Annotated in this window: 17 protein-coding genes; 10 read left to right on the forward strand and 7 right to left on the reverse strand. The window is 65.1% G+C overall.

Features of this window, described 5'->3' with window-relative positions:
• Positions 1-46: 46 nt before the first annotated feature.
• From IT350_11445 to IT350_11460, 4 genes are all read right to left on the reverse strand, one after another.
• Entirely contained in the window at positions 47-475 is a 429-nt protein-coding gene (locus tag IT350_11445; protein ID MCC6158656.1) for a MarR family transcriptional regulator, read from the reverse strand.
• Positions 476-625: 150 nt separating this feature from the next.
• Complete coding sequence (locus IT350_11450; GenBank protein MCC6158657.1) at positions 626-2,389, reverse strand: protease complex subunit PrcB family protein; 1,764 nt, start codon at positions 2,387-2,389, stop codon at positions 626-628.
• 12 nt (positions 2,390-2,401) lie between these two features.
• Positions 2,402-3,022: a sigma-70 family RNA polymerase sigma factor gene (locus IT350_11455; protein ID MCC6158658.1), complete on the reverse strand. Its 621-nt coding sequence runs from the start codon at positions 3,020-3,022 to the stop codon at positions 2,402-2,404.
• A 144-nt stretch (positions 3,023-3,166) separates the two neighbouring features.
• Positions 3,167-4,114, reverse strand: a complete 948-nt coding sequence (locus IT350_11460) for a hypothetical protein (protein MCC6158659.1) — start codon at positions 4,112-4,114, stop codon at positions 3,167-3,169.
• A 336-nt stretch (positions 4,115-4,450) separates the two neighbouring features.
• On the opposite strand from IT350_11460, the gene IT350_11465 reads away from it, so the two are divergent.
• From IT350_11465 to IT350_11480, 4 genes are all read left to right on the forward strand, one after another.
• On the forward strand, positions 4,451-5,911 hold the full coding sequence (locus tag IT350_11465) for a putative DNA binding domain-containing protein (protein ID MCC6158660.1): 1,461 nt from the start codon (positions 4,451-4,453) through the stop codon (positions 5,909-5,911).
• 157 nt (positions 5,912-6,068) lie between these two features.
• Entirely contained in the window at positions 6,069-6,596 is a 528-nt protein-coding gene (locus IT350_11470; protein ID MCC6158661.1) for a hypothetical protein, read from the forward strand.
• On the forward strand, positions 6,593-7,504 hold the full coding sequence (locus tag IT350_11475; GenBank protein MCC6158662.1) for a polyprenyl synthetase family protein: 912 nt from the start codon (positions 6,593-6,595) through the stop codon (positions 7,502-7,504). The genes IT350_11470 and IT350_11475 overlap by 4 nt, the downstream gene beginning before the upstream one ends.
• Positions 7,505-7,695: 191 nt before the next feature.
• The gene (locus IT350_11480) at positions 7,696-8,313 is read left to right on the forward strand and encodes a superoxide dismutase (GenBank protein MCC6158663.1); all 618 of its coding nucleotides are present in this window, start codon (positions 7,696-7,698) and stop codon (positions 8,311-8,313) included.
• A 155-nt stretch (positions 8,314-8,468) separates the two neighbouring features.
• Here the strand turns inward: IT350_11480 and IT350_11485 are convergent, their stop codons facing one another.
• Positions 8,469-10,448 carry a PAS domain-containing protein gene (locus IT350_11485; protein ID MCC6158664.1) on the reverse strand — a complete coding sequence of 660 codons (1,980 nt, stop codon included), beginning with the start codon at positions 10,446-10,448 and terminating at the stop codon, positions 8,469-8,471.
• A 216-nt stretch (positions 10,449-10,664) separates the two neighbouring features.
• Between IT350_11485 and IT350_11490 the strand changes: the two genes are divergently transcribed.
• A complete protein-coding gene (locus IT350_11490; protein MCC6158665.1) occupies positions 10,665-12,002 on the forward strand; it encodes a glycoside hydrolase family 1 protein in 1,338 nt (445 codons plus the stop codon).
• Here IT350_11490 and IT350_11495 read toward each other — a convergent pair.
• The gene (locus tag IT350_11495) at positions 11,999-12,688 is read right to left on the reverse strand and encodes a CDP-alcohol phosphatidyltransferase family protein (GenBank protein ID MCC6158666.1); all 690 of its coding nucleotides are present in this window, start codon (positions 12,686-12,688) and stop codon (positions 11,999-12,001) included. The genes IT350_11490 and IT350_11495 overlap by 4 nt on opposite strands.
• 178 nt (positions 12,689-12,866) lie before the next feature.
• On the opposite strand from IT350_11495, the gene IT350_11500 reads away from it, so the two are divergent.
• From IT350_11500 to IT350_11515, 4 genes are all read left to right on the forward strand, one after another.
• A complete protein-coding gene (locus tag IT350_11500) occupies positions 12,867-13,106 on the forward strand; it encodes a hypothetical protein (protein ID MCC6158667.1) in 240 nt (79 codons plus the stop codon).
• 135 nt (positions 13,107-13,241) lie between these two features.
• Positions 13,242-14,324, forward strand: a complete 1,083-nt coding sequence (locus tag IT350_11505) for a haloacid dehalogenase-like hydrolase (GenBank protein ID MCC6158668.1) — start codon at positions 13,242-13,244, stop codon at positions 14,322-14,324.
• A gap of 543 nt (positions 14,325-14,867) precedes the next feature.
• Positions 14,868-15,347 carry a hypothetical protein gene (locus IT350_11510; GenBank protein MCC6158669.1) on the forward strand — a complete coding sequence of 160 codons (480 nt, stop codon included), beginning with the start codon at positions 14,868-14,870 and terminating at the stop codon, positions 15,345-15,347.
• Positions 15,348-15,412: 65 nt separating this feature from the next.
• Positions 15,413-16,729, forward strand: coding sequence for a PQQ-dependent sugar dehydrogenase (locus IT350_11515; GenBank protein MCC6158670.1), 1,317 nt, complete (start codon positions 15,413-15,415; stop codon positions 16,727-16,729).
• An 84-nt stretch (positions 16,730-16,813) separates the two neighbouring features.
• On the opposite strand, the gene IT350_11520 is transcribed toward IT350_11515, so the two are convergent.
• A complete protein-coding gene (locus IT350_11520; GenBank protein MCC6158671.1) occupies positions 16,814-17,254 on the reverse strand; it encodes a hypothetical protein in 441 nt (146 codons plus the stop codon).
• Positions 17,255-17,509: 255 nt separating this feature from the next.
• On the opposite strand from IT350_11520, the gene IT350_11525 reads away from it, so the two are divergent.
• Entirely contained in the window at positions 17,510-18,799 is a 1,290-nt protein-coding gene (locus IT350_11525; protein ID MCC6158672.1) for an adenylosuccinate synthase, read from the forward strand.
• Positions 18,800-18,914 lie beyond the last annotated feature (115 nt).

Below are 18,914 nucleotides of genomic sequence, written 5' to 3' on the forward strand. Positions count from 1 at the left end.
CCGGACGGCGACTTCGCGGGCACGCGGTCCGCGTCGCGCACGCCGCTCACGCCGTCGCCTCCAACCGCTCTCGAACGCGCCGCAAAGTTTTCGCGGCGCGTTCGATTTTCGCTGAGTTCACGTTCAAACCGCGGCTCGCGAGAAATTCCGCTTCCCGCCGACGCATCTTCGTCAGCGCGGCGGTTCCCGCGTCGGTGGACCGAACGAGGCCGGAACGCCGATGGACCGGGTTGTCCTCGATCCGGGCCAGACCCGATGCGACGAGGTCGTTCACCAGTCCCTGAATGTGCTGTCGGGTGACGCGCCGCGCACGGGCGATGTGCGGCACCGAGGCCGGTCCGTGCCGTTCCACGTGCTCGAGCACCGCGCGTATGCCGGGGGAAATCGTGCCGTCGGCATGGATCTCCTCGCCCGATTTCACGAGCGCGTGCCACAGCAGGCGGACTTCATCGAAGAGTTTCTCGGCGGACGTCATGACAATCAATTTGTCATTATGACAACCACATTGTCAATTGGTTCGATCTCGCGGCGAAAGAAGAATTCCGGAAAACCGTCACTCGCGTTCGCGTTTGCGCTGGAGTTGCGTGGAGACTCGTCCGGTTTTGGGCGGGTTGAGGGTTTTGTGTCAGCGCGCGAATTCGACGCGCAGGCCCGCGGGCACGGGGCCTTCGAGGTCCACGACCACGAGGGCGTAGGGCTGCGTGAACGCCTCGGTGACCATCGATCCGGGCGCGGGCTGCGTCTCGCGCAGTCGGACAATCAGCCGGTCGCCGACGCGCTTGACGCCGACGATGTCCACGGAGAATCCCCCGGTGGGCCGACTGCCGAGCGCAACGCCGACGACGACCTGCCGCGCAAAATCGACCGGCGGCAGCGGCGGGGGCGACGCGAGCGGCGTGTGGACGCGGGCCCAGAGCTGCTCCCAAGACGCCTCGTCGCGCACGAGCAGTCGCTGGGCGCGCGTCCAGCCGGAATACTGACCTTCGTACTCGGCGATCACCGCCGCTTCGACGAGCCGGCCTTCGTCGGGCTTCGCCTCGACTCGCTCGACCCTCCGCGACGCGGTTCCCGCACCCGCGCCCCGGCCCGCGCCCCGGCCCGCGCCTTGGCCCTCGCCGCCGGTGCGAACCGCGCCGAGCACGCGCGCGCCCGTACCATAGCCCGTCGGCTGCATCCGCGAGGCGAGGCCCGTCGCGGCCTCCTCTTCCTCGGTGAGCGCTTCGTTTTCGAGGTCGGCCTCGTCGCGGTCGTCGGTGGTGTCGTCGATGATGTAGGGCGGAATGCTCATTTCGTCGTCGGCATAGGTGACGAATCCCGACGAAACGGGCTGCACCGCCATACCGCGATCCATGCCGCCGAAGAATGCGCCGGGCGAGTCTTCGTAAGGCGCGGAGGCCATGACCGGCGGCGGCGCGGACGGAGCGGGGCGCGCGGGAGCCGGGAGCGCGTCGTCCTTGGCGGCTTCCTTCTTCTTCGCCTCGCTCTTTGCCGTTTCGCTTTTGGCGGCGACGCGGTTGTCGTCACGCGGCGGCGAGGCCGGACGCGGCGCGGTTTCGGCGACTTTCGCCTCTTTCTCGGCGATCGGTTGGGCAACGGCTCCGTGCGACACGGTGCCGATCGCGCCCACGGTAATTCCGCCACCGCCCCCACCGGCCACTTCGCCCGTTCGGGGTCCCATCGTTCCACCCACCAGCCCGGGCTGCTCCGGAGCCGCGGCGGGCGCCGCCGTGAGTTTCCCGGCGACGGCCGTTTCGCCCGTCCCCTTCGTCGCGGTCGCGGCGTCGCTCTTCTTGCCGAGCATGTTGACGGGGGCGAACAGCTTGTCCGCGGATTCGTGCGTCGCGGGCGAGGGCGCCTCGGGCGCGGGATCGGCGACTTCGCTCGTCGCCGCCTCGGCCTTGGGGCGCTCCGGGACGACGAGGGTGACGCGCGTTTCCTCATTCTTCTTCGCGGACTCGGCCGGTTTGTCGGCGAGCATCGCGTCGTGAACGGTGACGGTTTCGATTTCGAGGGGCAGCGCGCCCTTTTCGGCGACCTGTCCCGAGAACTGCGTGTAGACGACGATCCCCGCGACAATGGCGATCATCGCGGAGGCGTAGACGGGCGAGGGCACGGCGGCGAACCATTCCGCGATGCGCGCGGCGAGGCTCGGGCGGCGCGACGTGGCGCGCAGGATGCGCTCGTGCAGCTCGATCGGCGGGGACGGCGACGGCAGATCGCGCACCGCCTCGTGGGCGAAACGCGCGGCCTCGACATCCGCGACCAGATGTGGGTTTGCGGCGAGCCACTGCTCGACGCGGCGGGCGTGCGTCTCGGGGAGCGACCCCTCGACGTACTCCGCGAGCCAGATTTCCAAATCCTCGTCCAACATCATGTCTTCGTTCGACATCATCCCGGGTCCCTAATTCAGTGCCTTTGCGAACGGGTCGTCGCCCAGAGCCTTCTTCAACCGCTTGGCGAGTTCCGCGCGGCCCCGAAAAATCCGGCTCTTGACGGTGCCCAGCGGCAGCCCCGTCGCGGAGGAAATGTCCTCGTAATCCATGTCGTCCACGTCCCGCATGAACAGGACGAGACGGTATTCCTCGGTCAGCTCGGCCATCAGTCGACGCACCAGCACCTGCATGCGCCGCGAATCGTATTCCTCGTCGGCCCCCCGCGCGGGATCGGCGAACTGCCGGACGGGCCGCTCTTCGTCCTCGTCGGGCAACGCATCCATGGAGTCGTGCTGGTAGTATCGGCGGCGCGAGAGGTATTTCAGCCGGTTCTTGCAGTGGTTTCCGGCAAGTTGGAACAGCCAGGTCGAGAACTTCGACTCCCCGCGAAACGAGGCCAATTTTTCCCAGACACGCACAAAGATCTCCTGCGTCAGGTCCGCCGCCTCGGCGGTATTGGGCACGTAGCGGTACGCGAGGGCGTAAATGGGCCGTTGATAACGCCCCACCAGCGCCTCGAACGCCTCGTGCTCCCCCGCGCGGACGCGTTCCACCGCCTCCGCATCGGGGTCTCGGACCCCTGCGCTCAAGATCAGCTCCATGCCCGGAGATAGACACCGCCGCCCTGGACCGGTTCCACGGCGTCTTTCCGGTCGGTTCGGCGCAAGATACCCCACCGCCCCGGCGGCGTAAACCGAGAATGGGGCAGGGCGAGAGGCCGCCCCCGCGTCGCGTTACTTCTTCTTCAGCTTCTTGGCCTTGGGTGAAGATTTCGCCCGGACGCGATCAGCCTTGCGTTCCCGGTCATCGTTCGCGGCGACGAGGCCCGGCACCGGCCGCGCGGCGGTTTCCCGGGCGCGCGTGATCGATCGACCGCTCTCGCGGGTGACGCGCGGCCGACTTGGACGAACGTCCTTCACCGCGTCGCGTTGAATCCGGTCCACGCGCTCACGGTCACCCTCGACACGTCCGCCGTTGCCGTTCCCGCCGCCATCGTGTCGATCAACGCGGTCGTCGCGCCCGTCTCGATGGTCGCGATCCCGATCGGAATCTGGGTGGTGTCTTCCGCCATGATCGCGGTGACCGCGGCCGTCGTGATGGCGGTGGCGAGGACTGTGATGCACCGCGTGATGACGGCACCCACGCACCCAGCCGTGACCGTGCCACCAATATCCGTGGCAAACATGGTGCGTGTGGTGGAACCACCAGCCGCCGTACACGAAGGTGATCGGCGTCGATGTGCTTTCGACCACCACGCGCGGTTCCGGCGGCGCGGGTTCGCTCAGGCAAGGGCCGATGGCGTGCGTGCGCAGGTAATCGCGTTGCGCGGGCGTGAGTTCGGCCTCGATCTCGGCGTACGTCGCCGAGCCGAGTTCGTCCTGTCGCGCGAGTTCGGCCTCGCGCTCGGTTTCCAGCGCCGCCGCTTCGGTCGATCCCGCGTCGAGACGGTCGTCGATGTCGTCGATGCGCGCGCCGATGACGTCGGCCTCGCGGGCGTTTCGGTCGATGATCCGCCCGATGCGCGCCTGCTGCGTCGGGGACAGGGCGACGGAAGGCGGCGCGTCCACGAAGAAGCCCGTGCCGTCGATGCGCGTCCAGCACATCGGCTCGGCCGCGGCGCTCGCGGCGAAAAGACAAAACAGGATCAGGGGAAGGAGAACGCGGAAGGATACTCGTTTCATGGCGCCACGCTCCCGTCCGGCGCGCGGCAATTCCGCGGCGAATCCGGACCGGTGACGCTCATCCACGCATCGTGCATACGGCTTTTTTTCGCGCGACGCGACAAATCGCCCGCGACGCAAGGGGGATTATAGACGAAAATCGCCGCGAGTACACAAGAATCGGAAAGAGTCCGTATTCGAACCGTCGGGGCTGGGTGGACTTGGCGACCAAGGCCGCATTCCCGGCGCGTTCCCGAGAGTCGGCCGAGTTGCCGCGATCGGTGATGTGATCGCGGGTTCCCAACCTCCATCGACGACAAAGTTGACCCCTCATGACCGAGGTGTTAGCACCTCCCCATGAACGACGTGGAACTTCAAAATCTCATCGCCGGCGGTGAATCGGAGAGCGCGGAATTCAAGAAGTCCACCGGTCAGCGGACGGAGGCGGCCAAGACCGTCTGCGCCATGCTCAACGGCAACGGAGGCCATGTTCTTTTTGGGGTCACGAACCGGGGCGTAGTCGTCGGGCAGCAGGTTTCCGCAACGACGCTCGAGGATCTGGCCAATGAGTTCCGCAAGATCGAGCCGCAAGTGACGCCCACGCTGGAAACTGTCGACCTGGCGAACGGGCACGCGGTGATCGTGGTGACCACCCCCGGAGGCGACGGTCCGTACACGTTTGACGGTCGGGCGTACACGCGGTCGGGAGCGACGACCCAGCGGATGGCGAAAAACACCTACGAGAACCTGCTCTCGTTCCAGTTGCACCCGTCGAAGCGTTGGGAGAACCAGCCCGCGGTGGGAGCCGGGTTGGACGACCTGGATCATGAAGAGATCCTTCGCGTCCGCGACGAAGCCATCCGTCAGCGAAGCATTTCCGCCGGAACCAGCATGGACATCGGCGACATCCTGGATCGCCTCGAACTGAGGAAGGATGGCGTTATAACGCAGGCCGCGCTCGTGCTTTTCGGAACGGGAAGGTTTTCCGCCAACTACCCGCAACTGCTGTTGAAGACGGGCCGCTTCCGGGGAACCAAGATTACGGGCGATATCCTGCACAACCGGCAGGAGCAAATGAACGCCTTCACCATGATGCGGGAGGGCATGGCGTTTTTCGACCGGATTCTTCCGCTGGCCTCCCATTTCCCGAAAGGAAAAATTCTGCGCGAGGATCGGCTGCCGGTACCGCCCGAGGCGCTGCGTGAGATCCTGCTTAATGCGATTATCCACCGCGATTACGCGCCGTCCTGGGGCTACGTCGCCATCGCGGTTTTCGACGACCGGATCGAGATCGTCAGTTCGGGTCTGCTGCCGCCGGGCATCACCGTGGACATGCTGTCCGGGCCGCACCTGTCCAAGCTGCGTAATGCCCGGATCGCCCAGACTTTCCATCGGATCGGGGCGATTGAAGCTTGGGGGCGCGGCACGAATCGGGTCATCGCCGAATGTAAAAAGTATGGGCTTGGCCCGCCGACGTTCCGCGAGGAATCCGGATTCCTGATCGTCACGTTCAAAGCGCCGATCGGGCCCGGGGCCGATGCTCAAAAGCGAGTTGGGGCAGAGTCGGTGGCAGAGTCAGTGGCAGAGTCAGTGGCAGAGTCACTTCTCGACCGGATCCAATTGGTTCTGAATGCTGGCCCCCTCTCCAAAGCGGAAATCGCTGGTGGTCTCGGTAAAAAAGCGGTCACTGGCACACTGAACCGGGCGATCCGAAAGCTCCTCGATGACGGAGCAATCGATTTCACGATCCCCGACAAGCCGAATAGCCGTCTGCAGAAGTACCGGTTGGTCGCGAAAAACAAACGGACCGTGAAATGACCCCAATTCAACCCGGACTGGACATTCCAACTCCGGCCGGCGACCCTCTCCCCGAGAGCCGTTTCCTGAATACGAGTGCGACAGCCGAGGTCCGCCGCCGCTTGACGCTCCGGGGGGGCGTTGGCAGACTTGCGCCGAATTTTCCCGGAGAGTCGCGTTGAAACACGCCATCGTCGCTTGTGCGCTCGTCATCGTCGCGTCGGTCGCCGCCGCGGGGTGCGGCAGCGAATCGAAAACGCCCGAGGAGTGCCCGAGCTTTCAGGACTGGCAGATCTATCCGCCGAACGGCGGACCGGACACGCAGTTCGAACTGTTCGTGATGCTCAAGGACAAATCGGCCAACACGCGCGTCGAGGGCATCCGCGCCGATCTGTTCACGTCGGACGGGCGCGGCACCGGCGTGGCGTACGACCTCGTGCAGTCCGATTCCGACGGCAAGCGCTATCTGCGCTCCTTCGCCGGGTCGGAGATTTGCGAGGAAGGCGTGTGCAACGTCTACTTTCAGGTCGTGGCCACGCACGAAAAAGGCTGCATCAAGGGCTTCGACACCGACATGTTCCAGGTCGCGTATCCCGGCGCGGGATCGGATGATGACGCCGACGACGACACGGACGACGACGCGTCGGACGATGACAGCGACGACGACGCGACCGATGACGATGCCGACGACGATACCGCGGGATGACGCGCCCGCCCTCCGAGTTTGACGCGCGCGCCTACCTCGCCTCGCGCCGCGACCGGGTGGACGCCCACCTCGAACAGGTCATGGACCTGCGTTCGGATTTATTCGGGGGAATCGTCGAATCGATGCGTTACAGCCTGTTCGCCGGGGGTAAGCGCGTGCGCCCGATCCTCGCCCTCGCCGCGTGCGAGGCGGTGGGTGGCGACATCGAGCTGGCTTTGCCCGCGGCGTCGGCGCTCGAACTCATGCACACCTACACGTTGATCCACGACGACCTGCCCGCGATGGACAACGACGACTTTCGCCGCGGCCGCCCCACCAACCACAAGGTGTATGGCGAGGCGATGGCGTTGCTCGCCGGGTGCGGGCTGCTGTCGATCGCGTTCGAGATTGTCGCGCGGCAGGCGACCGAGGGCCGCATCGCGCACGAACGAGCGACGCGGGCGATTGCGATGCTGGCCGATGCGATCGGCTGGCGCGGGGTGATCGGCGGGCAGGCCATCGACATCGATGCGACCGGCAAGGAGATCGATCTCGCGCGCGTGCGCGACATCTGCTTTCACAAGACCGCGACGCTGATCGCGGCGTCGGTGACCGTCGGCGCGGTCGCGGGCGGCGGCGACGAGGCGCAGATCGCGGCGCTCGGGCGTTACGGCCGGGCGATCGGCCTTGCGTTTCAGGTCGCCGACGACATCCTCAACGTCGAGGGCGATGCCGAAAAGCTCGGAAAGGGCACCGGCACCGACGCCGGCGCGGGCAAAACGACCTTTCCGTCGGTCATGGGTCTGGACGGCGCGAAGACCTACGCCCGGGAGCTGCTCGACGAGGCGAATGCGGCGCTCGCGCCCTTCGGTCCGCGCGCCGACGCCCTGCGCGCCATCGCGGACTACATCGTCACACGCGACCGGTAGCGAAGCCGCGACCCCTGGCGCCAACAACCAACAACCAAAAACCCTCTCGTACGCGAACCCACCGTTCCTGAGTTAAATCATCGACTTTGTCGCTTGACTTGGTCTAGATGCGCCTTACCTTGTGGATACGCGCAGTGGCGCGCATCGACGCGTTTTCGATTCCTCGGGAATCTCAACACATTGGAGACGACATGCACCAGCTTCCGGATCTGCCTTACGCGTTTGACGCCCTGGAGCCGTACATCGACGCGCGCACCATGGAAATCCACCACGACAAGCACCACGCGGCGTACGTCGCGAACGTGAACAAAGCCCTCGAAAACGTGACCGAGGACGCCCTGAAGACGATGGACATCGTCTCGCTGATGAAGCACCTCGAAGCGGTACCCGAGTCGGTTCGCACCGCGGTGCGCAACAACGGCGGCGGCCACTGCAACCACTCGTTGTTCTGGGAACTCATGAGCGCGGGCAAGGGCGGCACGCCCAAGGGCGACGTCGCGGCGGCGATCCAGAAGGAATTCGGCGCGTTCGAGGCGTTTCAGGAGAAGTTCGAGACCGCGGCGACCACGCGCTTCGGCTCGGGCTGGGCGTGGCTGTCGGTGAAGGACGGCCGGCTCGTCGTCTCCAGCACGCCGAACCAGGACAACCCGTTCATGGACGGATCGGGCACGCCGATCCTCGCGCTCGACGTGTGGGAGCACGCGTACTACCTGAAGTACCAAAACCGTCGCCCCGAGTACGTCAAGGCGTTCTGGAACGTCGTAAACTGGAACAAGGTCGCCGACCTCTACGCGGCGGCGCTGAAGTAGATCGAAGTCGATCATCGCGCGACGACGGCCTCCTTCGGGAGGCCGTTTTCGTTGAAGCCGGGAGGTGGTTTGCGTCGAAACGCCCGGTGTGTGCGCTGTCGTGTTCGGAACCGCCATGTCGATGGGGTTTCGATGACAGCAGACGGATCGGGCGATCACCGCGTGCCGAGGACGTCCTGAATCCTGCCGAGCAGGCTCTCGATGGAAAACGGTTTGTGAACGAGCGGTGTGTCGTCGCCGATCACACCGTGCTGCGCCATGATGTCGTCGGTGTAACCCGACATGTACACCACGGGCAGTTCCGGACGCACGCGGCGGAGCCGCTCGGCGAGCTCTCGCCCGTTCATGCGCGGCATCACCACGTCGGTCAGCAGCAGCGCGATCGCCGGCCCGTGCTCGGCGAACGCTTCCAGAGCCTCGTCGCCGCTCGCGGCGGTCACCACGCGATAGCCGTAACTTTCCAGCACGCGCTTCGTCAGGTCGCGCACGATGTCCTCGTCCTCGACGACCAGAATCGTGCCGGTGCCGCGCATGAGGGGCACCGGTGCGGCGGCTGCGGCGATCTCGGGTTCGTCGAGCCCGGCGCGCGGAAACGCGATGCGAAACACCGTCCCCTGCCCCGGACTCGACGAGGCTTCGATGTAGCCGTGATTTTGCCGCACGATGCCGTAGACGGTGGCGAGGCCCAGCCCCGCGCCGAGGCTCAGTTCGCGCGACGTGAAGAACGGCTCGAACACATGCGCGAGCTCGCTCGCATCCATGCCCGGGCCGTTGTCCGAAAACGACATCATCACGTAGTCGCCGATTTCGATCTCGCCGCGGAACAGTCCCATCGCCTCGCGGTGCGTCAGGTTCCGCGTCGCGATCTCGATGCGCCCGCCGGCGGGCATGACGTCCCGCGCGCCCGCCGCGAGGTTGAGCAGGACCTGGTCGATCTGGCCCGTGTCGAGCATCACCTTCCACAGCTCATCGCCGGGTTCGAAACGCAGATCCATGTCCTCGCCCAGAAGCCGCGAGAGCACCTGCGTCGAAGACGCCAGAACGTCGTTGAGATCGACGACGCGCGGGGCGATCGCCTGACGGCGCGAGAACGCGAGCAGTTGCTGCGTGAGCGCCCCCGCACGCCCGGCGGCCTTTTTCACCTCGAGCAGGTCGGCGCGCAGGGGATTTCCCTCGGGTAGCGACGCGATGCCCATCTCCACGTAGCCGGTGATTCCCGTGAGGATGTTGTTGAAGTCGTGCGCGACACCGCCGGCCAGACGCCCGATCGCTTCCAGCTTGCGCGCTTCGTCGAGCTTGTCGCGCAGCGTCGTCGCGTCGGCCAGCGCCTCCTTCTGCTCGGTGATGTCGGTGTGCGTGCCGGCGATGCGCAGCGGCGCGCCGTCGGCGTCGCGCTCCACCACGCGCCCACGCGAGAGGATCCAGCGCCACGAACCATCGGCGTGACGCATGCGAAATCTCGTGTCGAAAAACCCGTCGGGGCCGGAGGTCTGCGAGTCGACGCTCGCGACCACCCAGCCCTGATCGTCGGGATGCACGAGGTCGACGAAGGAGTAGATGGTCGGAGGAATGTCGCCGGGCTCGCGGCCGAGCATGCGCACGAAGCGATCGTTGAATTTCAGGCGGCCCGAGCGCACGTCGTTATCCCAAACGCCGAGATTCGCCGCCTCGACCGCGAGATGATATCGTTCCTCGGCGTCGCGAATCGCCTTCTCGGCGGCCTTCATCGCTGTCACGTCCTGAATCATCCCGACGAGAAACTTCGGCGATCCGTCCCCTGCGCGAATGAGGGTGACGCTCATCAGCCCATGAATAATGCCGCCGTCCTTGCGTACATAGCGCTTCTCGCGCGTCACGTGGTCGCGACGCCCGTCGAGCAATTCGCGATACGCGTCAAGGTCCAGGTCTCGGTCGTCCGGGTGCACGATGTTCGTCGAGGGCGTGCCGACGAGCTCCTCGCGGGAGTAGCCGGTCAGGCGACACATCGCGTCGTTGACGCACACCACGGAACGATCGGGTTTGCCGACGGCCATCGCGATGGCGGAGGTCTCGTAAATCACCCGGAAGATGCGGTCTTCGGCGTCGGGCGGGGTGCAAGCGTCCGCGCTCGACGTGTTGTTGATCCGGTGGCTCATCCGCGCGCTCTTCTCCCCTTCGCGAAGGATAACACTACGACACGGTCCGCTGTCCAGTGGTATGCCAATATCCATCATCGACCGTGGGTTGTTTACCTAAAATAACTTCCCGCTTATCCGTCGGTTTCACGAAAAAGTAAAGATCCCGTCACACCTTGCAACGAGCTTTTCGGCGCTCGTCTTCAGCGACAGTTGACGCTCGTACGCGCAGGCGCGATGAACGATCCGGAGAAGGGGCGCAACGTGACGACGACCATCGAGATCCCACCCGGGTTCCTGTGGGGCACCGCCGTTTCGGCGCATCAGGTCGAGGGCGACAACATCCACTCCGACTGGTGGGCCTACGAGCAGGTTCCCGGCCACATCCAGCGAAACGAGCAATCCGGACGCGCGTGCGATCACTGGAATCGGTTCGCCGAAGACCTCGACCTGTGCGCGCGCATGAACACCAACGCCTTTCGCTTTTCGATCGAGTGGTCGCGCATCGTGCCGCGCGAGGGCGTCGTCGACGAGGCCGCCGTCGACCACTACCGCCGCGTGCTCGACGCATGCGATGCGCGCGGCATCGAGGCATTCGTCACCGCGCACCACTTCACCGTTCCGCGCTGGTTCATCCTGCGCGGCGGTTTCGCCGAGCGTGCCAACCTGCGCGCCTGGGAGCGATGGTGCGAGCTGCTCGCCGATCGGTTTGGCGCGCGCGTGCGCTGGTGGTGCACCCTCAACGAACCCGCCATCTACGCCATGATGAGCTACCTGTTCGGATGCTTCTCACCCGGCGAGAAAAGCCCGCGCGTGTTCGCCCGCGTCATGAACATTCTGCTCGACGCGCACGCCATCGCGTACCGCACGTTGAAATCCGCGAATCCGAGCGCGCGGGTCGGTCTCGTGAAAAATATGCCGTACTACACACCTTATCATCCATCGAACCCGTTCGACCGTCTCTCGGCGTGGCAGCACGACCGCCTCTACAACGAGTTCTGGCTCGGCGGCCTTCGCGATGGCCGCGCCGCGCGTCCGTTGGGCGACGGCCGCATCGTCCCGGGCCTCGCGGCGTCGACGGACGTCTGGGGGCTCAACTCCTACAACCAGTCGCGCTGCCGCTGGTGCTGGCCGATTCGCACGCACAACGCGGGCGATGGTCACCGCATGACGCAGACCGCGTGGGCGCCGTTTCCGCCGGGGCTGCGCGCGAATCTCGCTCGGCTCGCGAAGTTCGGCCTGCCCATCTACATCACCGAAAACGGTATTGCGACCGACGACGACGCGCGTCGTCGCGCGTACATCATCGAGCATCTGCGCCAAGTGCGTCTTGCCATCGACGACGGCGCGGACGTGCGCGGATATTTCTATTGGTCGCTGCTCGACAACTTCGAGTGGGAAGACGGCTGGGGGCCGAAATTCGGTCTCGTCGCCGTGGACGGCGAGACATTCGTGCGCATGCCGAAATCATCGGCAGAACTCTACAGTCGCATCGCCAAGCGCAACGGCATCGAGGCCGAATGGATGAGCGCCGATCCGTGGGACATGTGCACGATGGACCGGGCCGGAGCTTAGCGCAGCGCGCGCGTGACCCGGACGAACCCGAAGAACGCGGAGACGCCCATATACACCGTTGCGAGCGCCGTCACGGGCGAGACGAGGTCCACGCCCGTCAGCCACCACACGACCAGCAGAACGTACACGGTGTATTTGGTTTTCACGACATACGCATAACGAAGGTCCAACAGGTTCTGCGCGACGGCGAAGATCGTGAGATACAGGTACGTGACCGCGTAGACCGTGCCCAGAAACCACGGCACGGGACCGAAAAACGACACGGTAAAGACGACGATCACGATCCCGGTGACGTCGTTGCTCATGTCCATGAGCGCGCCCTGGGCCGTGTTTTTCTTTCCGACGATCTTGGCGAGTGGGCCGTCGAGCCCGTCGAGCAGGATGTGCACGGCCAGCGCCGCAAACGCCGCGCCGTATCGCCCAGCGCCGTAGAACAGCGGGAAACCCACCAGCACCGTCAGAAAACTCGCCGCGGTGATGTGATTGGGACGCACGCCGCGCCGGGCCAACGGGCGCAGAAAGAACCCGAACAGCTCGTAGCGAAACTCGCTCATCCGGCGGAAATAGGGCCGCTCGGCCCAGCCGAAATAGCTCCATCGCTCGCCGGACTCGGCCAGGGAAGGCCGGCGCGCGCCGGGCGCGGCACCCGTCGTCGGGACGGGATCGTGATCGGGTGAATGTGTCACAGCCCAAGGGGTAGTCCGATTCATGTCGGACTGTCAACGAACGCCCATGTCTCGGGACGGGAATAGACCGGATCTTCAAGTCGCGGTCCGGGCCGACCGATGCCTTTTCGTGGGGCCGCGATCCCGTGCTACGATGTTCGCTCGATCGCGCGCGGAGCACCGCGACCGGGGAGGAACCATGAAACTCGGACCGATCACGCTCGTGAAAACGAAAACGGTGGAGCAGTTCTATCAGCTTGCCGCGCAGTTTCAGAACGCGGCGAACGTATTGAAGGAACAGAACGAAAAAGCCATCGCCGTCATGATGGACCTCAAGCGCCAAAACGAGGCGCTGCTCAAGGAAAACCGCGAACTGCGTATCGAGATGGAACTCATGAAGAAGTCCATCTGGGAGGTCCGCGGCGGCGCGGTGATGTGATCGCGCCCGACTTGCCCGCCCGACTTGCCCGCCCGACTTGCCCGCCCGACGCCGCTCACCGAAGTCGCTCTCCGATTGACACCGCGTCCGCGCGCGTCTACCTCTGACGCGCCAACATCGCCCCGGGAACGACGCATGCCCTGGAATCCCCGCGTGAAAAGCGCGCTCGACGAACTTCTGCACACGCGCGGGCGCGAATCCGCCGCGTACGACGCCGCGAATCCCCCCGCCGCGGTCTTCGATTTCGACGACACGTGCATCTTCGGCGACATCGGCGAGCAGGCGCTGCGCCGACAGATCGACGATCTCGTCTTCGGGCTCGAACCGGATCACTTCGACCGCCTGCTGCCGCGCGAGCCCGGCGGCCAAACGCACATGCCCGCGAATCACGGCGGCGCGCGCATAGCCGATCTCGCCGCGGACCTCGCCGATCACTACGCGCGACTACGCGCCGACTTCCCCGCGATGGGCGACGCGAAACCGCCCGTAACCATTCGCGAGCGTCCCGAATACGCCGACTTCGTCGTGAAGATGAACCTGCTCTTCGACGGCCTGATCGACACCCCGGGCGTCGGCAAGGCGTGGGTCTATCCGTGGACCGCGCGGTTTTTTGCCGGGCTCGATCGCGCGGTCGTGCGCGCGATGGGGCTGGAGGCGTGGGACGAGGCGAGCGTCGCGCCGATCGGCGTCCGCACGCTCGCGAGTCCCGACGATTTCGCATCCCGCGCGGGCGCGCAGGCGTTCGCGATCCGCACGGGCATTCGCCGTCTGCCCGAGATGGCGTGGCTGATGGACGCATTGCACGGCGCGGGGTTCGACGTGTTCGTCGTGACCGCGAGCCTGCAGGATGTCGTCGCGCCCACCGCCGCGCGCGTGTACGGCATCGGCGAGACGCACGTCTTCGGCATGCGGACCGTGATGCAAGGCGACCACCACACCGACACGGTGGACGAACGCGACGGCTACGCGATTACGTTCGGCGCGGGCAAGACGCGCGTCATCGAAAACTTCGTGGGCCGCGCGCCGCTGCTCGTGGCGGGCGACTCCGATACCGACCACCACATGCTCACCGCGTTCCCCGAGACGCGGGTGCGTCTGGTGATCGACCGCGGTCAGGGCGGCGCGATGGCCGAGCTGCGCGCGCGCGGTGAATGCGGCGAGGACGGCGTCGTGGTGCAGCGGCGGGACGAAAAACTGGGAGTGTTCACCGGCGACTAGGCGCAGTCGATTTACCGCGAGGCGACGCGATCACGTCCGGGGGAACTCGTGATACGTTAGCCTCACGAAGTGCCGGAGTGTGGGACGGACGGACGGAAGATTTCCATGTTTCGAATTCATCGACGAAGGGCCCTGTTTCGCTTCATCGCCAGCGCGGCGCTCGCAATCACGACGCTTGGCATCGTTCTTAATCTCGTGATCGCAATGAACTTTCCGAACATCTGGGGGCTGGTCGAGCGGAACACCGCATTGGGATATCAACTGAGATCAAACTCCCATTCGATTGACTGGTCGCCTCTCGTCTCTGATCGGCGGATTGTTCGTTATGCGATCGGGAAGGACGGCCAACGCGCGAGTGAACCCGGCGAAAGGGTGGAAGCGGTCCGCCCGTGGGTCGCGTGCGTGGGCGACTCGAATACTTTTGGAATCGGGGTGGACTTTTCGGAGACATTTCCGGCCCGACTTTCGAGTCGACACCACGGAATCCGAGTCGCGAATTTTGGCGTTCCCGGATTCAACCTGAATCAGATTTCTTTTCGAGCCATGGACGTCGTCGCAAGATGGAGACCCGATCTGCTCATCGTCCAGATCTGCGGAAACGACGACGATCCCGAAATCCCGCTGGCCGCCGACCCGCCCTGGAAATGGACTCGGCACTCGGCGCTGACGGCATTCATGTATACGTTGCTTCGTCACCATGTTTTCCGCGACTCCGAGAATCCGTCGCCACCCGCTTCGGGTGCCTTCGAACGGCTCGTTTCCGATCTCGCCGGTTCAAGGCAACATTGCCTGTTCATCGTGTTTTTACATCCCCCGCCGAGCCTGAATTCAGAACACATGCGGGAGCTGATTGGCCACCGTTCAGATTTGGTCGCCATGATCGATCTCCCGTGGCGCGAGGAGTCGTCTCTGCATTCCTCGAAGCACCTCAATCCGGATGGATACGCAGAGCTCGTTTCAGATATCGTTCGCAATACCCTCGTCATCGCCGTCACGCGGACGGACAAGACGCCGGATTCCTGATCCCAACCATCTTGCTCCTTGGCGAACTTCGGCGCGATGATGACGGCTCGCGCAAGGAGCCCGTCATGAGCACGACGCAACGCACGCTGGTCTTGGTTCTGTTGTTCGCCGCGGCGGCGCTCACGGCCGCGCCGTCATGCGGCTCCGGATCGGATTCGTCCGGCACGATCGCGGACGACGATCAGCCCACGCCGACGCCGGGCAACGCGGACGATGATGCGACACCGACGCCCACGCCCGGGGCTGACGACGACACCACGCCCCCGGACGACGACACGACTCCGGGCGACGACACGACTCCGGGCGATGACGACACCACGCCGACCGCGCCCTGCGACACCGCCGATCTGCCCCTGCACCTGATCCAGCTTCCGACCGGGTTCAAGATCTGCGTGTGGGCGAAGGACGTGCCCGCCGCGCGGCAGCTCGCGCTCGGAGAGGCGGGGACGGTTTTTCTCGGCACGACGCAAAACCGCGTCTATGCCCTTCGCGACGAGGACGGCGATCACCGCGCCGAAAAGAAATTCACGATCGCCGAGGGCCTCAACGCGCCCAACGGCGTGGCGTTTCGCGACGGCGATCTGTACGTCGGCGAGGTTTCGCGCATCACGCGTTATCTCGACATCGAGTCACAGCTCGCGTCGCCGCCCGTGCCGCAGGTGGTGACGACCGAGTACCCGACCGACACGCACCACGGCACGAAATTCATCAAGTTCGGTCCCGACGGCAAGCTCTACGTGCCGGTCGGCGCGCCGTGCAACGTGTGCGAAAAGGAAGACGCCCGCTTCGCGTCGATCACGCGCATCAACGCCGACGGCTCGGGGCAGGAGATCTTCGCGCGCGGAATCCGCAACACGGTGGGCTTCGACTGGCAGCCGGGCACGGGCGATCTGTGGTTCACCGACAACGGTCGCGACTGGCTCGGCGACGACCTGCCGTCGGACGAGCTCAACCGCGCGCAGACGGCGGGACTGCACTTCGGGTTTCCATTCTGCCATCAGGGCGACACGCTCGACCCCGAGCTCGGCCTCGGTCGCAACTGCGCCGACTACGTTGCCCCGGCGCTCAAGACCGGCGCGCACGTGGCGGGGCTGGGCATGCGTTTCTACACGGGCTCGATGTTCCCGGCGAAATACCAGGGCGGCATCATCACGGCGCAGCACGGCTCGTGGAATCGCGCATCGAAGGTGGGCTACCGCGTGATGTTCGTCGGCGTTTCAGGTTCGGCCACCACGGACTACGAACCGCTCGCGACGGGCTGGCTGCAAGGCGAGCAATATTTCGGCCGCCCCGTGGACGTGCTGGTCATGACCGACGGATCGGTGCTCGTCTCCGACGACTTCGCGGGGCTCGTTTATCGCATCAGCTACGGGGCGAAGTGACGGGCGCGTGCTCGTCCCATTTCGATTCGGCGAATATGAACCGGGGATGGGACCGGTCCCACCCCCGGCGGTGTCGGAAAAGCCCTACTCGGCGTCGATCGCGACGCCGTTTTCGGCGAGGGCTTTCTGAATCGGCGGGAGGCCGATTTCGATGCGCTTGAAGAAGCTCTGAACCTTTTTCATCTTGTCCAGCGGGATGCCGATCTTGCCCATCATCATCGACATCTGCGCGCAGCCGGGCGTGCCGTCCGACAGGCCGTGCACGAACATGCCGACCAGCGTCTCGTAGCCCTTGCCCTGCTTGATGATGAACGGGATCGCGTCGCCTTCGAGGTGCCCCTCGCCGGCGGCGATCTCGCCGTTTTCGTCGAACTTCATGAACCAGTCGGGACGCGGAACGCGCTCCTTCTCGGTTTCCCACTGCTCGATCGTCAGGTTGAACGTCACCGGGTCGCCCGCGAGATGCGTCGAGAGCTTCGGCAGGGCCTTGAGAACATTGTCGATCGGGATTTCGGTCAGATGCATGGCTTTCCTCCACTGCGGCACGGACAGGAAACTTCGTGAATCGTCATGGCGAAACCGCCCATGAAAAGCACACTATGCCCGCGCGCGGTCGAACGCAAGAAAAATCGTGCACGCGGGAGCGGCGTGAGGGTTCACGCCGAGACCGAAAACGCTGGACCTGCCCGCGACCTTGTGACATCATCGCGCCGTTTGTTCGGTCGCCTCGATCGGCGGCGTCAAGCGGCGATTTTTTCCTTACACGACGGACGGTTTTTCATGTCGACGGTGGTCATCGTCGGGACGCAGTGGGGTGACGAGGGCAAGGGCATGGTGGTGGACCTTTTCTCGGAAAAGGCCGATCTGCTCGTGCGTTTCCAGGGCGGCAACAACGCGGGGCACACCGTGGTCGTCGGCGACGACACCACGATCCTGCACCACATTCCCTCGGGAATTCTGCACGACGACGTGCTGTGCGTGATCGGCAACGGCGTGGTGATCGACCCCGAGGTGCTGATCGGCGAGATCGGGCAGGTCAAGTCGAAGGGCAAATTCCAATCCGACCGCCAGCTCGCGATCTCGAATCGCGCGCACATCATCATGCCCTGGCACAAGGCGATCGATCAGGCCGCCGAAAACGCCAAGGGCGAAAAGAAGATCGGTACGACAGGCCGCGGCATCGGGCCCGCGTACCGCAGCAAGATGTCGCGCACGGGGCTGCGTTTCGGCGATTTTCTCGACGAGAAAAATTTTCCCGACTACGTGCAGGACAACATCGGTGAGTTCAACTGCCTGCTGAAAAACTTTTACGACGCGCCCGAGCTCGAACCCGACGAGATCATCGAGACCTATCGCGGTTACGCGCGCAAACTCAAACCCTACGCGGCGGACACCTTCCGCCTCGTGAACGACGCGGTGCGCGCGCGCAAGAACGTGCTGTTCGAGGGCGCGCAGGGCACGATGCTCGACATCGATCACGGCACGTATCCCTACGTCACGAGCAGCAACACGGTGGCCGGCGCGGTCTGCACCGGGGCGGGCGTCGGTCCGCGTTCGGTGGACAAGGTGTACGGCGTGCTCAAGGCGTACACGACGCGCGTGGGCGCGGGGCCGTTCCCCACGGAGCTGCACGACGAGATCGGCGACCGCATCGGCGAGCGCGGTCACGAGTTCGGCGCCACCACGGGACGCAAGCGGCGCTGCGGCTGGCTCGATCTCGCGGCGGTCAAATACGCGGCGCGGCTCAACGATCTGACACACCTGATCGTCACCAAGGTCGACGTGCTCGACGGGCTCGACAAGATCAAGATGGCCGTGGCCTACGAGATCGACGGGCGCGTCACCGACATCGTGCCCGCCGACATCGAGGAATACGCCCGCGCAAAACCGATCTACGAGACGCTGGCGGGATGGACCGAGTCGACGTCCGGCATGACGAGCTGGGACGAGCTGCCGCCGGAGCTGCGCGCCTACCTCGCGCGCATTGCGGAAGTGCTGGGGTTGCCGGTCGCCGTGGCCTCGGTCGGCCCCGGGCGCGCGCAGACGATCGTCCTGCATCCGCCGTTCTGAGGTGGAGTGGTTTTGGAGGATTCGGTGGCGGTTGGATCGCGAAACTTTCCCGGTGGAGAGTTCCGCCATTGATCGTGTTGATGTGTCCCCCAATCGTTCGACCGACTGGCGGAGT

Source organism: Deltaproteobacteria bacterium, from assembly GCA_020845895.1.
GTDB lineage: Bacteria > Lernaellota > Lernaellaia > JACKCT01 > JACKCT01 > JADLEX01.

What these genes read in the sequence shown, in the direction of transcription:
- IT350_11510 (MCC6158669.1), top strand. Translation starts at nt 14,868, where the DNA reads ATGGACGTCGTCGCAAGATGGAGACCCGATCTGCTCATCGTCCAGATC.
- IT350_11460 (MCC6158659.1), bottom strand. Translation starts at nt 4,114, where the DNA reads ATGAAACGAGTATCCTTCCGCGTTCTCCTTCCCCTGATCCTGTTTTGT.
- IT350_11525 (MCC6158672.1), top strand. Translation starts at nt 17,510, where the DNA reads ATGTCGACGGTGGTCATCGTCGGGACGCAGTGGGGTGACGAGGGCAAG.
- IT350_11505 (MCC6158668.1), top strand. Translation starts at nt 13,242, where the DNA reads ATGCCCTGGAATCCCCGCGTGAAAAGCGCGCTCGACGAACTTCTGCAC.
- IT350_11450 (MCC6158657.1), bottom strand. Translation starts at nt 2,389, where the DNA reads ATGTCGAACGAAGACATGATGTTGGACGAGGATTTGGAAATCTGGCTC.
- IT350_11480 (MCC6158663.1), top strand. Translation starts at nt 7,696, where the DNA reads ATGCACCAGCTTCCGGATCTGCCTTACGCGTTTGACGCCCTGGAGCCG.
- IT350_11485 (MCC6158664.1), bottom strand. Translation starts at nt 10,448, where the DNA reads ATGAGCCACCGGATCAACAACACGTCGAGCGCGGACGCTTGCACCCCG.
- IT350_11515 (MCC6158670.1), top strand. Translation starts at nt 15,413, where the DNA reads ATGAGCACGACGCAACGCACGCTGGTCTTGGTTCTGTTGTTCGCCGCG.
- IT350_11500 (MCC6158667.1), top strand. Translation starts at nt 12,867, where the DNA reads ATGAAACTCGGACCGATCACGCTCGTGAAAACGAAAACGGTGGAGCAG.
- IT350_11445 (MCC6158656.1), bottom strand. Translation starts at nt 475, where the DNA reads ATGACGTCCGCCGAGAAACTCTTCGATGAAGTCCGCCTGCTGTGGCAC.
- IT350_11490 (MCC6158665.1), top strand. Translation starts at nt 10,665, where the DNA reads ATGAACGATCCGGAGAAGGGGCGCAACGTGACGACGACCATCGAGATC.
- IT350_11465 (MCC6158660.1), top strand. Translation starts at nt 4,451, where the DNA reads ATGAACGACGTGGAACTTCAAAATCTCATCGCCGGCGGTGAATCGGAG.
- IT350_11475 (MCC6158662.1), top strand. Translation starts at nt 6,593, where the DNA reads ATGACGCGCCCGCCCTCCGAGTTTGACGCGCGCGCCTACCTCGCCTCG.
- IT350_11520 (MCC6158671.1), bottom strand. Translation starts at nt 17,254, where the DNA reads ATGCATCTGACCGAAATCCCGATCGACAATGTTCTCAAGGCCCTGCCG.